The sequence below is a fragment of the Streptomyces rectiviolaceus genome, from assembly GCF_039533825.1.
GTDB lineage: Bacteria > Actinomycetota > Actinomycetes > Streptomycetales > Streptomycetaceae > Streptomyces > Streptomyces rectiviolaceus.
The window spans coordinates 18,107-30,942 of record NZ_BAAAUG010000216.1 but is presented as its reverse complement, the minus strand read 5'-3'; the positions used below and the strand labels follow the sequence as shown (position 1 = coordinate 30,942).

Here is a 12,836-nt window from a genome sequence, read left to right as displayed (position 1 = left end):
CCCGGCGCACACCGCTCGGCGGGCAGCAGATCGCCGATGCGGAAGGCCACCGACATCGCGCGGCGCCGCGCGGCCTGCGTGACGAAGCGGACGCCGTCGCCGTCCGGCACCGCGAGGGACACCGACTCGTCGAGCTCGTCCGCGAGCCGGGCGGTGCGCGCCGCGACCTCGCCGCTGAGCCCGCTCGCCGCGAGGTAGGCGTTGCCGAGCTCCATCAGGCGGGGCGTGAGGTGGAGTTCCTGGCCGTGCTCGCGTACGTAGCCGATGCGGGCCAGGGTCGCCACGACCCGGTCCACCGTCGAACGGGCCAGGCCGGTGGCGCGGACCAGGTCGCCCGCCCTGGCCTGGTCGGCGACCGCGAGGGCGCGAAGCACCGCGAGGCCGCGCTCCAGGGGGCGTACGGACTCTTCTGGCATGGCGCCGCTCCTCGCACGGGTGGGAAACGGATGCCCCGGAAGTGGATGCCCCGCAACCGTTGACAGCCGCTGGGTCCAGTCGGAGACTCCCGTCAGCACATTATGAACGAAAGTTCACCAGACGAACAAGTGGAGGGGTCGGCCGATGCGCACCACCGTCGGAATCATCGGAGCCGGACCGGCGGGCCTGCTTCTCGCCCGCCTGCTGCACAACGCCGGCATCGATTCCGTCGTCCTGGAGACCCGGGACCGCCCCTACGTGGAGCAGCGCCAGCGCGCCGGGATCCTGGAGCAGGGCACCGTCGACGTCCTGCGCGAGGCGGGCGCCGCCGCCCGCATGGACCGCGATGGCATCCCGCACGACGGCATCGAGCTGCGCTTCGACCGCCGCAGGCACCGCGTCGACTTCCCCGCGCTGACCGGCGGCAGGTCCGTGATGGTCTACGCCCAGACCGAGGTCTGCAAGGACCTCATAGCCCTCCAGCTCGCCGCCGGGGGCCCGTTGCTCTTCGAGGCCGAGGCGCTGGCCGTCGAGGGCGCCGAGAGCGAGAGCCCGCGCGTCCGCTTCCGCCACCAGGGCCGCGAGGACGTCCTGGAGTGCGACTACGTGGTGGGCTGCGACGGCTCCTGGGGCGTAGCCCGCAAGGCCGTGCCCGCCGATGTCTCACGGGTCTTCGAGCGGACGTACCCCTTCGGCTGGCTCGGCATCCTCGCCGACGTGCCGCCCTCGCACGACGAGCTGGTCTACGCCCGCCACGACCGCGGCTTCGCGCTCCTGTCCATGCGCTCGCCCACGGTCACGCGCGCCTACCTCCAGGTCCCCGCGGGCACGGACGCCGCCGACTGGGGCGACGAGGAGATCTGGGACGAGCTGGACCGCCGCCTGGAGACGGACGACCCGGCCTGGACGCTGAAACGCGGACCCATCACCTCCAAGTCCGTCACCCCCATGCGCAGTCACGTCCACGAGCCCATGCGGCACGGACGCGTCTTCCTCGCCGGGGACGCCGCCCACATCGTCCCGCCCACCGGCGCGAAGGGCCTCAACCTCGCCGTCGGCGACGTCGTCACCTTCGCCCGCGCGCTCGTCGAGTACCGCGAGACCGGCTCCGACGCCCGCCTGGAGGCGTACTCCGCGACCTGCCTGCGCCGCGTCTGGCAGGCCGAGCGCTTCTCGTACGCGATGACCACGATGCTGCACCGCGCCCCCGAAGCCACCCCCTTCGACGACCGTATCCAGCTCGCTCAGCTGGACCGCATCACCACCGCTCGCTCGGCGGAGACCGACCTCGCCGAGAGCTACACGGGCTTCCCCCTCGACTGAGCCCGCCGCACCTCCGTCCCCCGGAACGTCCCCACTCCACAAAGAAGTGAGAGCCCCGTGACCGCTCCCCAAGGCGCCGCGCCCCAGCGGACCTTCAGATCCGTCGCCCCCGTCATAGCCCTGTGCTGGCTCGTCGTCTTCTTCGACGGCATGGACGTCAACATCTACGGCGCCGTGATGCCGCACCTCATCGACGACAAGGGCTTCGGCTTCACCGCGTCGACCGCGGGCACCATCGGCTCCTGGACCACCTTCGGCATGCTGATCGGCGCCCTCGGCTGCGGCACCCTCACCGACTGGATCGGCCGCAAGCCGATGGTCACGGGCAGCGTCGCGCTGTTCTCGCTGGGCTCCGCCATCTGCGCGCTCGCGCCCACCGCCGCCGTCTTCGGCGGCGGACGGTTCATCGCCGGGCTCGGGCTCGGCGGTCTGATGCCGATCAGCCTCGCGATCGTCGCCGAGTTCGCGCCGCGGCGCAGGGCCGCCCTCGCCACCGGCCTGATGATGACCTCGTACCACGCGGGCGGCATGGCGGCCACGGGCCTCGGACTCTGGCTCGGGCCCGACCACGGCTGGCGCGTCGTCTTCTGGGCGGGTGTGATCCCCGCGGCCGTCGCCATCCCCCTCGTACTGAAGTGGCTGCCCGAATCGCCCGGCGTGCTGCTCTCCAAGGGCCGCACCAGCGAGGCCGAGGCCGTCGCCGCCCGGTACCTGCTGCCGTCCCCGACGCTCGCCGAAGCCCCCGAGGCGGGCGCCAAGGGCCGCTTCGCCGCCGTCGCCTCGCTCTTCGGCCCCGGCCAGCGGTTCGCGACCCCGCTCCTGTGGCTCGCCTCCTTCGCCGGGCTCCTCCTCGTCTACGGGGTCTCCACCTGGCTCCCCGAGCTGATGCGCGCCTCCGGCTACTCCCTCTCCTCCTCCGTCACCTTCCTCATGGTGATCAACGCGGGCGGCATCGTGGGCATGCTCGTCGCGGGGCGGATGGCGGACAAGTTCGGCGCCGTGCGGATCTCCGCGATCTGGTTCCTGCTCACCGCCTGCGGAACCTTCCTCCTCAGGGCCGAGCTGCCCCTGGGCGTCGCCTACGTGATCGTCTTCATGACCGGCATCTGGCTCTTCTCGGCGCAGGTGATGGTCTACGCATCCGCCCCTTCCGTCTACACGCCCGCCCAGCGCGCCACCGGGCTCGGCTGGATCACCGGCGTCGGGCGCACCGGCGCGGTCGTCGGACCGTGGCTGGGAGGCGCCGTCGTCTCCGGCGGAAACGCGTCCCTCGGATTCACCACGTTCGCCGTGGCCGCCGTGCTCGGAGCCGTCGCGATCTCGCTGGTGCCACTCGTCCGGCGCAGCCGCCGCACCCCGGCCGACGAGGGTGGATCCACGGCCTCAGCGGGAACAGAGAGCACCGGGCCGGTCGTTCTTGGTCACAAGGAGGGAAAGATCCTCCCCAAGCACTAGGGTCTTCCTTTTGCCTACGCATTACTCTTGACCCAAAGCCACGCACGGTGGCCATGGAGGAGTGAAATGAGGAGCAGCAACCCGGTCTTCTCGCGACGGGGGTTCAGCCGCGACAACGGCTACGCGGGCTTCGGCACGCAGCCGCAGGCCGGGGGACCCGCAGTCGGGACGCAGACCCAGCAGGGCAACCCGTACGCGGGTGCCGGCCAGCAGGCGCCCGCCAATCCGTACGCGACGAACCCGTACGCCCAGCAGGACCTGCAGCACGGCGCCCCCCAGGCGCCCGTAACCACCGCCGGCCGTATGACGATGGACGACGTCGTCATGCGTACGGCCACCACGCTCGGCACGCTCCTGGTCACGGCGGCGCTCGCCTGGGCGCTGCTGCCGGTGGACGACGCCAACATCAGCAAGTCGTTCGGCATCGCGATCGGCGCAGGCCTCGTCGCGATGGTGCTCGGCCTGGTGCAGGCCTTCAAGCGCAAGGCATCGCCCGCGCTGATCCTGACGTACGCCGCCCTGGAAGGTGTCTTCCTCGGCGTCGTCTCCAGCATCGTCGACAACCGCATCGCGGACGGCGCGGCCATGCAGGCCGTGCTCGGCACGATGGCCGTCTTCGTCGGTGTCCTCGTCGCCTACAAGGCGGGCTGGATCCGCGTCAACCGTCGCTTCTACGGCTTCGTGATGGCCGCGGCGATGGGCTTCCTGCTCCTGACCGCCGTGAACCTGCTGTTCGCGGTCTTCGGCGGCGGTGACGGCCTCGGCTTCCGCAGCGGCGGCCTCGGCATCGTCTTCGGCATCGTCGGCATCCTGCTCGGCGCGTGCTTCCTTGCCCTGGACTTCAAGCAGGTCGAGGACGGCATCGCGTACGGCGCTCCGAAGGAAGAGGCCTGGCTCGCGGCGTTCGGTCTGACGATGACGCTCGTCTGGATCTACCTCGAGTTCCTGCGCCTGATCGCCATCCTGCAGGGCAACGACTGACGCGGCTGATCAGATCAACGAAGGGCCCCGCGGAACATATGTTCCGCGGGGCCCTTCGCCGTGTGTGAGGGGACAGGGGGAGTCAGAGCAGCTTGCGGGCAGCCCGCCGCAAGTCGTACTCGTGAATGATTGCCTTGGCGTGCCCATAAGCCAGGTTGTGCTCCATGCGGAGCCAGCTGACCTTCTCCTCGAAGCGGAAGAGAGAGGGGCCTTCGTCCACGGCGCGAATCCAGTCGGAGATCTCACGACCGGTGCAGTGGGGGATGCGGGCGAGCAGATTGCGGTGGGTCTCCTCGGAGAAGACTTGGGACATCGGCGCCTCCGGACGCGTCGCGATGTGTTCCGTCCTTCACGCCACCGTGCCTGAGCGTTGGGGCGTTGGCAACAGTCCTGCCCGGGCGCATAAGGTCGCCGGGTGCTTGATACGACGCCTTTGACGGCCGCAGTGGACCAATTCGCCGACCGGTTGCGGGCCGCACCGCAGAGTCGCCTGCAGCGGGGGGCGGCGACCGAGGCGCTCGCTCTGGCCAGGGAACTGGCGGCGTGGGCGCAGCGGATCGAGGTGCCGGACGAGGAGCCCCGGGAGATGCCGGACGCCGGGATGTTCGCGGCGGCCGACCAAATCACGGTCGCGGGGCGGGATCTGGCCCTTGTGCTCGAGGATTCCGGTCAGCTCGCGGAGGCGCTGACGCTCGTGGAGAAGGCGCAGAAGCGCGCCGGGGTCTGACGTGTGAGGTGTGACGTGTGACCCCGGCCGGGCGCCGGGGTCGCTTCGGTCAGACCGAGGCGATGACGCGGTCCGCCAGGATGTAGACGTTCTCGGTGCCGCACTCGAAGGTCAGGGCGTAGGCACCGGAGACTCCGGAGCCGCCGAGCAGGACCGGGGCGTGGCCGTCGCGCAGGGCGTCGGCGAGCAGCTCCGCGGTCTCGCGGTGGCCCGGGGTCATGCAGAGCGTCGTGCCGTCGGTGAAGACGTAGACGTCCAGCGTGCCGAGCGGTCCCGGGCGGACGTCGGCGAGCGCCGTGCGGGCGTCGGCCAGTTCCTCAAGACAGGCGACAGTGCGCTCGTGGTCGCCGTTGACGGGGGACTGCACCGGCACGAAATCCGGGTGCGAGGGGTGGCGGCGGCGGGCCGCGGCCAGCTCCGGGGAGTCTCCCGCGAACTCGTCGGCCGGGTCGGCGTACGGCTCGATGACCGGCTCAAGGCTGTCCGCCTCCAGGCCGGAGAAGTCCGCCTGGCGGGGCAGGAACAGCTCGTCGGCCATGTCGGAGAGGCCCGGCAGGCCGCTCAGGAGCGAGGGCGCGTCAGAGGCGTCACGGGCTTCCTGGGCGGCCCAGAAGGCACGCGCCTCGGCCAGCTCGCGCTCCCGTTCCTCGGCGAGTGCCTCGGCGACAGCCGTGCGTATCTCGTCGGTGTCCGGAGTCGTGCGGGCGGCGGGCACGGTGGCGTGTGCGGTCGCCGAGTGGCTCTGGGCCAGCTCGGTGCGCAGGGCGGTAATTTCTGCGAGCTGCTTCCGAAGCCCGTGCACGGCGTGCAGGGCGGCGGCGCCCACGGCCGTGGCAGCGGCCGTGGAGAGCAGCAAGGCAAGAGGCAAAGCGCTCACTGACGTACTCCCGGTTTCAAGTCGACCCCCGACTTCCTACATCAGCTTGAAGCCTGCACGATCCACCTGTCAGTGCATTACGTCACGAATTGGACAGGTCTTTCGGCCCGGTGTTTATCCACAGACGTGCTCTGACCTGGGCATATGCATCTCCCCCAGGAGATAGGTCACATCCTGGGGGAGATTGAGTCACGAATCAATGGAGACGGGAGGGATCCGCAGGGTCCTGAGGGTCAGCTGAGGCGCTCGATGACCATCGCCATGCCCTGGCCGCCGCCGACGCACATCGTCTCCAGACCGAACTGCTTGTCGTGGAACTGGAGGGAGTTGATGAGCGTGCCGGTGATGCGGGCGCCGGTCATTCCGAAGGGGTGGCCGACGGCGATGGCGCCGCCGTTGACGTTCAGCTTGTCGATCGGGATGTTCAGGTCGCGGTAGGAGGGGATCACCTGGGCGGCGAAGGCCTCGTTGATCTCGAAGAGGTCGATGTCGTCGACGGTGAGACCGGCGCGGGAGAGGGCCTGCTTCGACGCCTCCACCGGGCCGAGGCCCATGATCTCGGGGGAGAGGCCGGTGACGCCGGTGGAGACGATGCGGGCCAGCGGGGTCAGGCCGAGCTCGCGGGCCTTGGTGTCGCTCATGATCACGAGGGCGGCGGCGCCGTCGTTGAGCGGGCAGCAGTTGGCGGCGGTGACGCGGCCGTCGGGGCGGAAGACGGGCTTGAGGCCCTCGACGCCTTCGAGGGTGACGCCGGCGCGCGGCCCGTCGTCCTTGCTGACGACGGTCCCGTCGGGGGTGGTGACGGGGGTGATCTCCCTCTCCCAGAACCCGTTCTTGAGGGCTTCCTCGGCGAGGTTCTGGGACCGGACCCCGAACTCGTCCATGTCCTGACGGGTGACGCCCTTGGCGCGGGCCAGGTTCTCGGCGGTCTGCCCCATCGCGATGTACGCGTCCGGGATCAGGCCGTCCTGGCGGGGGTCGTGCCAGTCGGAGCCTTCGCTCTTGGAGACGGCCTCGGTGCGGGCCTCGGCGTCGGCGAAGAGGGGGTTGTGGGTGTCAGGGAGCCCGTCGCTGGACCCCTTGATGCTGCGGGACACCATCTCCACACCGGCGGAGATGAAGACGTCGCCCTCCCCGGCCTTGATGGCGTGCAGGGCCATACGGGAGGTCTGCAGGGAGGAGGAGCAGTACCGGGTGATGGTGCAGCCCGGCAGGTGGTCCATGCCCATCTGCACGGCGACGATGCGGCCGAGGTTGTGCCCCTGCTCGCCGCCCGGCAGACCACAGCCGAGCATCAGGTCGTCGATGAGCTTCGGGTCGAGCTCGGGGACCTTGGCGAGGGCGGCCTCGATGATCGTGGCGGTCAGGTCGTCCGGGCGCAGATCCTTCAGGGAGCCCTTGAAGGCGCGGCCGATCGGGGTGCGGGCTGCAGAGACGATCACGGCTTCGGGCATGCGTGCACTCCAGTGACGAGGGGGCAGGACTCACTGGGAAGTTACCTGCACGTATCGCGGTCAGTCATCGGGCGGGGACTGTGATGCGGGCCGCATTTTTCTAAGCGCTTGCTCAGTCCTGCGGGGGTGCCGCGGGGAGTGCCGCGGGGGCGCCATGGGTCGACGCCCCCGCAGGGCCCGGCTACTGCGGCAGCGGAGACGGGTCCGGGGCGTGGATGCGCCGCCGGCGCCGGCGCTTGAGGAGGGCCCAAGGACCCCGCGGCCCCGTGGGCATCGCGGCCGCCACCTCCGTGCCGCCTTCCGAGGCGGCCTGCGCAGCCGCCCGGGCCACCGGCAGGAAGCCTTCGCGCCGCGACACATCGGGGCGCTCCTCCTCCGGCCACAGCCCCAGCGCGGCGCACAGCGTCGGCAGCACCGCCATCGCAGCAGTCGCGTACCCCTCCGCGGAGGGGTGGTAGTTGTCAGGACCGAACAGCTCCCGCGGGTTCGCGAGGAACTCGGGACCAAGGAGGTCCCCGAGCGACACCGTCCGCCCGCCCTGCTCGACCACGCCGATCGTCTGCGCGGCGGCCAGCTGCCGCGACACCCGCCGCGCCATCCACCGCAACGGCTGATAGACGTTCTCCACCGTCCCCAGATCGGGACAGGTCCCGACCACGACCTCCGCCCCTGCCGTACGCAGCCTGCGCACCGCCGCCGACAGATGGCGCACGGAACGCGTCGCGGGCATCCGGTGCGTCACGTCGTTCGCGCCGATCATCACGACGCAGACGTCCGGCACCCAGGACGAAGGCTCGGAAAGGATCAGCGCCACTTGGCGGTCCAGGTCGTCCGACTGGGCGCCCGGCAGCGCCACGTTCCGCAGCTCCACCGGCCGCTCGGCCACCGCGGCGAGCCCCGCGGCCAGCAGGGCGCCGGGAGTCTGCCGGGCCCGGTACACCCCCTGACCCGCGGCGGTCGAATCGCCGAGCATCGCGAACCGCAAGGGCTCCGCGCCGTCCGGCCGGTCCGCGAACCCCCAGCCGTAGCGTCCGTCCGCCCGTGGCGGAGCCGCATGCTCCCCGCTGTTCCCGACGGTCCGCTTCGCCAGCTGCACCTCGGCGAGGACCACTCCCACGGCCGCCGCCCCGAGCAGCCCGATGCCTCCGCCGCCGTACGCCGCGCCCGCAGCGATCCGCCGCGCCACCCTCGCCCTCGACATGCCCTGCAGCCACCTCCTCGTAGTCATACCGCCCTACATCAACTCATTGCCCCGTAAGGACGGTCGGCCAATCGCAAGCGGAGGTGAACGACTGAACGGGACCCTTAGGCTGACGGCACCCATTCGTCGCACTACATCGCAGCCCGGAGACAACGGTGCAATTCCACGACTCGATGATCAGCCTCGTCGGCAACACCCCGCTGGTGAGGCTCAACAATGTGACCGCGGGCATTCAGGCGACCGTCCTGGCCAAGGTCGAGTACTTCAACCCCGGCGGTTCCGTGAAGGACCGCATCGCGCTGCGCATGATCGAGGCGGCGGAGCAGAGCGGGGAGCTCAAGCCCGGCGGCACGATCGTCGAGCCGACGTCCGGCAACACCGGGGTCGGGCTCGCCATCGTGGCCCAGCAGAAGGGCTACAAGTGCATTTTCGTGTGCCCGGACAAGGTCTCCCTCGACAAGATCAATGTGTTGCGCGCGTACGGGGCCGACGTCGTCGTCTGCCCCACGGCCGTTGATCCCGAGCACCCGGACTCGTACTACAACGTCTCCGACCGCCTCGTGAGCGAGACCCCCGGCGCCTGGAAGCCCGACCAGTACAGCAACCCGAACAACCCCCTCTCCCACTACCACTCCACCGGCCCCGAGCTGTGGGAGCAGACGGAAGGGAAGATCACCCATTTCGTGGCAGGCATCGGGACCGGCGGCACCATCTCCGGGACCGGCGGATATCTGAAGGAGATCTCCAAGGGGGGCGTCACCGTCGTCGGTGCCGACCCCGAGGGGTCCGTGTACTCCGGCGGCTCCGGGCGGCCCTACCTCGTCGAGGGCGTCGGTGAGGACTTCTGGCCTACCGCGTACGACCGCAACGTGACCGATGAGATCGTCGCCGTGTCCGACAAGGACTCCTTCCAGATGACGCGGCGGCTCGCCAAGGAGGAGGGGCTGCTCGTCGGCGGGTCCTGCGGCATGGCCGTCGTCGCCGCGCTGCGGGTCGCGGAGCGGCTCGGGCCCGACGATGTCGTGGTCGTGCTCCTGCCCGACTCCGGGCGTGGCTACATGAGCAAGATCTTCAGCGATGAATGGATGAACGACTACGGATTCCTGGAGCAGGCCGGCGACGCGCCTCGCGTCGGTGACGTACTGAGCCGCAAGGAGGGTGGCGAGCTGCCCTCACTCGTCCACATGCACCCGGAGGAGACGGTCGGCGAGGCCATCGACGTACTGCGTGAGTACGGCGTCTCGCAGATGCCCATCGTCAAGCCGGGCGCGGGCCACCCGGACGTGATGGCGGCCGAGGTCATCGGCTCCGTCGTCGAACGCGAGCTCCTGGACGCCCTGTTCACGCAGCGCGCCTCGCTCTCCGACCCGCTCGAGAAGCACATGTCGGACCCGCTGCCGCAGGTCGGCTCCGGTGAGCCGGTCGCCGACCTGATGTCGGTGCTCGGCAGGGCCGACGCGGCGATCGTCCTGGTCGAGGGAAAGCCGACCGGTGTGGTGAGCCGTCAGGACCTGCTGGCGTTCCTGGCGGAGCAGCAGGGGCAGTAGCAGGCAGGGCAGTTGGCCGTTGGCCACTGGGTGCCGTGTGCCGTGTGCCGTGAGCCGTGGTGCGAACTTCGCGGAAGTGGTACGAGCGCGTCACGTCCGCGCAGCACCCGCTTAACACGGCTCCGGCACATTGGTTGTTGTCGGCGTACAGGAACTCCGGAGCGGCTCCCGGACCTCTGAACGCCTGGACGCGAGGCCCGGTCCTGACCCGGCACGCGTCCCTCGCGGGGATCGCCGTCGTCCCGCCCCCTGGGAAACCGGGGGTGCGGCGGTCCCCGCGCATGAACCCGCGGTCACCTGGAGTCGGCTCTGCCGAGGCCTTCCGGCACCCCATGGGCGAGGACCAGCTTCAGGAGCAGTACGGCCGGCAGCCAGTCGAGCCCCGGAGGGGCGTCGACGTAGGCCGCCACCATGATCCCGGTGACGACGAAGGCGAGGGCGACCGGTCGTTTCAGCCGCTCTGCCACGAGGTCCACGGTGATCGCGCCGGTGAGGGCCCAGGCGTACCAGAGCAGCCCCCACCACCAGGTGCCGCCCGGTATCACGAGGGCGATCAGAACCGGCTGGAAGTGGAGCGCCGTGAAGCCCACCGGGTGGTGGATGAAGCGGGCGAACACCGAGTCGGTGAAGGTGAGCGGGGAGTGGTAAAAGCGCTTGGCGGTGTCAAGGCCGTTGGCGACGACGCCACCGGCCAGATCGTGGACGAGCAGGGCGCCGATGAGCCACTGCCACCAGGACCAGCCAAGGCCTTGTCCGCCGACCACCAGTGCGCCGATGCCGAACGCGGAGACCGCGTAGGCGAGTCCCTTTTCGGCGCGGGTGGCACCGGCGCCGAAGGCCCAACTGGGCTTGGCCGCTCCCACTTCCGCTTCCGCTCCCACATCAGCTTCCGCTTCCACTGTGGATCCTCCAGGGGGATGGGGGCGTGCCGTCAGGCGGCGCGGCCCGGCAGGAAGTGCGACAGGGCGGCGAGCGCTTCCCGGTTGTCCAGGTCGGGGTCGAGCATCCGGTGCAGCAGCATGCCGTCGATCAGCGCGATCAGTACGGTCTCGCTTCCGGCCGGTGCGCCCGGGTGAACTCCCTTGAGCCAGCCGCGTAGTCGAGCCCTGGTCTCGGTGAGCGACTCCCGCAGTACGTCGCCGAGCAGCGGCTCACGGGCCGCGCCCGCGATCAGCTCGACCGTCAGCCGGGCGGTTCTGCCGTCGTGCGGGGCGGACAGCAGCTCGATCAGTTTGGAGTGCGCCTCTTCGAGCGTCGTGGTTCCGCTGAGCTCCTCGGTCACCGGGTCGAATACCTGCTCGCCGGCCCGGCGGGCGATGGCCGCCTTCAGCGCCGGAAGCCCGCCCCAGTAGTAGTGGATCAGGCCCAGGTTGGCGCCTGCGCGCTCGGCGACGGAGCGGGTGGTGACACCGGGCCAGCCGGCCTCCGCCAGCAACTCCACGCCGGCGTCGGCCAACTGCCCGCGTCGGCGCTCACCGCGCGGTGAGGCCGACCGGTCGGCTGAGTTAGTCATGTGACTAATTTAGCGTTCCGTCGGCGTCTTGTCCGACGCTTCGTCAGTACCCCTGGATCCGCGCGGCCGCATGGCTCACGGCCACCGTGTGCGTGACCCAGCCGGTGGCCGTCTGGAGGTGGAGCTGGAAGGCCGGCGGCTCGGGTGCGTAGCCCATGGTGCGGTCCGGGTGCAGCGTCAGGGAGCTCTGGAGGTACGTCGACGGGGCGGTCGACAGGGTCGTGCCCGCGTAGGCGCCGGTGATCGGGCGGTGGACGTGGCCCGCGAGGACCCGGACCACGTGGGGGTGGCGGGCCAGGACCTCCGCCAGGGCTTCGCCGTCCGTGAGGCGCATGCCGTCCAGGAACGGGATGCCGATGTCCGCCGGCGGGTGATGCACGCAGACCAGGGCGGGGACCTCGGGGCGTGCCGCCAACCGCTCGTCCAGCCAGGCGAGTTGGGCCTCGCCCAGGTGGCCGTGTCCGGCGCCGGGCACGTTCGAGTCCAGGGCGAGCAGCGTCAGGTCGTCGTACTCGACGGCGTAGCGCGTGGTGTGCGTGCCGCCGAGCTGCGGCTCGCCGCCGAACGTCTTGACCAGGGCCGCCGGATCGTCGTGGTTGCCGGTCGTCAGGTGCAGGGGCAGCGGGAAGTCCGCGATGAGTTCGCGCAGCTGCTCGTACTCGTCGGGGTGGCCGTGTTCCGTCAGGTCGCCGGTGAGCACGACGCAGGTGGGCCGGGGTTCCAGGGCCAGGACGCGCCCGAGCGCGCGGCGCAGACCGGCCGCCGGCTCGGCGGCCAATGGGCCGGTGGTGAGGTGCAGGTCACTGAGGTGCGCGACGGAGATGCTCATAACGGCACGGTCCGTCCCACCCGGCCCCCCGCGCCACCGGTCCAGCTCACAGCAGAATCCCGGGCCCTGCTGCGGGCCGATCCGGGCTCAGTCGTCCCACTCCGACTTTCGTCCGCGGTCCACGCGGCGGCCGAAGTTCATGCCACGCATCGAATGCACCGCGTTCACGCCGACGATGCCGCCCCAGGTGACGAAGAGGCCGGGCAGGTCGGCGTTGACCACGCCGATCGCCGAGAGCGGGATCGCGAGGATCAGCGAGACGATGCCGAAGCCGAAGCGCTCGCCCCAGGAGTCCACGGGGCTGTTGGGCGCGCGGGAGCCGCGGGCGACGACCATCTGCTGCTCGGCCATGTGCCGGCGCATCCGCCGGTCGATGGTGCCGTCCAGGCGCTGCTCGACCTTCCCGAGGAAAGAGTCGACCAGCGCGGACTCGTACTCTTCGCCTAGCTCTCTGCGGGCGTGCAGAGTGGCGTCGAGTTCCTTTTTGAGTTCGGCGTCACGGGCTTCCATAA

The 12,836-nt window shown here is 70.5% G+C and carries 14 protein-coding genes; 5 read left to right on the top strand and 9 right to left on the bottom strand.

The features are described from left to right. Positions 1-416 (bottom strand): helix-turn-helix domain-containing protein (locus tag ABD378_RS41785; protein WP_344530319.1); only part of this gene is annotated, 416 nt, incomplete at its 3' end. 145 nt (positions 417-561) lie between these two features. On the opposite strand from ABD378_RS41785, the gene ABD378_RS41780 reads away from it, so the two are divergent. The 3 genes from ABD378_RS41780 (at position 562) to ABD378_RS41770 (ending at position 4,176) form a co-directional block, all read left to right on the top strand. Next, entirely contained in the window at positions 562-1,740 is a 1,179-nt protein-coding gene (locus tag ABD378_RS41780; RefSeq protein WP_344530317.1) for a 4-hydroxybenzoate 3-monooxygenase, read from the top strand. 57 nt (positions 1,741-1,797) lie between these two features. Further along, positions 1,798-3,195: an MFS transporter gene (locus tag ABD378_RS41775; protein ID WP_344530315.1), complete on the top strand. Its 1,398-nt coding sequence runs from the start codon at positions 1,798-1,800 to the stop codon at positions 3,193-3,195. A 66-nt stretch (positions 3,196-3,261) separates the two neighbouring features. Beyond that, positions 3,262-4,176, top strand: coding sequence for a Bax inhibitor-1/YccA family protein (locus ABD378_RS41770; protein WP_344530313.1), 915 nt, complete (start codon positions 3,262-3,264; stop codon positions 4,174-4,176). Between the two features lie 82 nt (positions 4,177-4,258). Here the strand turns inward: ABD378_RS41770 and ABD378_RS41765 are convergent, their stop codons facing one another. Beyond that, positions 4,259-4,489 (bottom strand): DUF4287 domain-containing protein, encoded by a 231-nt coding sequence (locus ABD378_RS41765; protein ID WP_344530311.1) that lies wholly within the window; start codon positions 4,487-4,489, stop codon positions 4,259-4,261. 102 nt (positions 4,490-4,591) lie between these two features. Between ABD378_RS41765 and ABD378_RS41760 the strand changes: the two genes are divergently transcribed. Then, a complete protein-coding gene (locus tag ABD378_RS41760; RefSeq protein WP_344530309.1) occupies positions 4,592-4,903 on the top strand; it encodes a hypothetical protein in 312 nt (103 codons plus the stop codon). Positions 4,904-4,952: 49 nt separating this feature from the next. On the opposite strand, the gene ABD378_RS41755 is transcribed toward ABD378_RS41760, so the two are convergent. The 3 genes from ABD378_RS41755 to ABD378_RS41745 all read right to left on the bottom strand — a co-directional run bounded on the left by ABD378_RS41755 (position 4,953) and on the right by ABD378_RS41745 (position 8,435). Next, positions 4,953-5,780, bottom strand: a complete 828-nt coding sequence (locus ABD378_RS41755; protein WP_344530307.1) for a hypothetical protein — start codon at positions 5,778-5,780, stop codon at positions 4,953-4,955. 233 nt (positions 5,781-6,013) lie between these two features. Then, entirely contained in the window at positions 6,014-7,234 is a 1,221-nt protein-coding gene (locus ABD378_RS41750) for an acetyl-CoA C-acetyltransferase (protein ID WP_344530305.1), read from the bottom strand. Positions 7,235-7,415: 181 nt separating this feature from the next. Next, a complete protein-coding gene (locus ABD378_RS41745) occupies positions 7,416-8,435 on the bottom strand; it encodes an SGNH/GDSL hydrolase family protein (protein WP_344530303.1) in 1,020 nt (339 codons plus the stop codon). 155 nt (positions 8,436-8,590) lie between these two features. Between ABD378_RS41745 and ABD378_RS41740 the strand changes: the two genes are divergently transcribed. Then, entirely contained in the window at positions 8,591-9,982 is a 1,392-nt protein-coding gene (locus ABD378_RS41740) for a cystathionine beta-synthase (RefSeq protein WP_344530301.1), read from the top strand. A gap of 293 nt (positions 9,983-10,275) precedes the next feature. Here the strand turns inward: ABD378_RS41740 and ABD378_RS41735 are convergent, their stop codons facing one another. The 4 genes from ABD378_RS41735 to ABD378_RS41720 all read right to left on the bottom strand — a co-directional run bounded on the left by ABD378_RS41735 (position 10,276) and on the right by ABD378_RS41720 (position 12,834). After that, positions 10,276-10,881, bottom strand: coding sequence for a hypothetical protein (locus ABD378_RS41735; protein WP_344530299.1), 606 nt, complete (start codon positions 10,879-10,881; stop codon positions 10,276-10,278). Between the two features lie 32 nt (positions 10,882-10,913). Continuing rightward, positions 10,914-11,495 carry a TetR/AcrR family transcriptional regulator gene (locus ABD378_RS41730; protein ID WP_344530297.1) on the bottom strand — a complete coding sequence of 194 codons (582 nt, stop codon included), beginning with the start codon at positions 11,493-11,495 and terminating at the stop codon, positions 10,914-10,916. Positions 11,496-11,538: 43 nt separating this feature from the next. Then, positions 11,539-12,324 (bottom strand): phosphodiesterase, encoded by a 786-nt coding sequence (locus ABD378_RS41725; RefSeq protein ID WP_344530295.1) that lies wholly within the window; start codon positions 12,322-12,324, stop codon positions 11,539-11,541. A gap of 87 nt (positions 12,325-12,411) precedes the next feature. After that, positions 12,412-12,834, bottom strand: a complete 423-nt coding sequence (locus ABD378_RS41720) for a hypothetical protein (protein WP_344530293.1) — start codon at positions 12,832-12,834, stop codon at positions 12,412-12,414. Between the last annotated feature and the right edge of the window lie 2 nt (positions 12,835-12,836).

Bases quoted from the DNA above. Each gene is read 5' to 3' on its own strand.
- ABD378_RS41725 (WP_344530295.1), bottom strand. From the start codon at position 12,324: ATGAGCATCTCCGTCGCGCACCTCAGTGACCTGCACCTCACCACCGGC.
- ABD378_RS41765 (WP_344530311.1), bottom strand. From the start codon at position 4,489: ATGTCCCAAGTCTTCTCCGAGGAGACCCACCGCAATCTGCTCGCCCGC.
- ABD378_RS41750 (WP_344530305.1), bottom strand. From the start codon at position 7,234: ATGCCCGAAGCCGTGATCGTCTCTGCAGCCCGCACCCCGATCGGCCGC.
- ABD378_RS41780 (WP_344530317.1), top strand. From the start codon at position 562: ATGCGCACCACCGTCGGAATCATCGGAGCCGGACCGGCGGGCCTGCTT.
- ABD378_RS41745 (WP_344530303.1), bottom strand. From the start codon at position 8,435: ATGTCGAGGGCGAGGGTGGCGCGGCGGATCGCTGCGGGCGCGGCGTAC.
- ABD378_RS41770 (WP_344530313.1), top strand. From the start codon at position 3,262: ATGAGGAGCAGCAACCCGGTCTTCTCGCGACGGGGGTTCAGCCGCGAC.
- ABD378_RS41720 (WP_344530293.1), bottom strand. From the start codon at position 12,834: ATGGAAGCCCGTGACGCCGAACTCAAAAAGGAACTCGACGCCACTCTG.
- ABD378_RS41730 (WP_344530297.1), bottom strand. From the start codon at position 11,495: ATGACTAACTCAGCCGACCGGTCGGCCTCACCGCGCGGTGAGCGCCGA.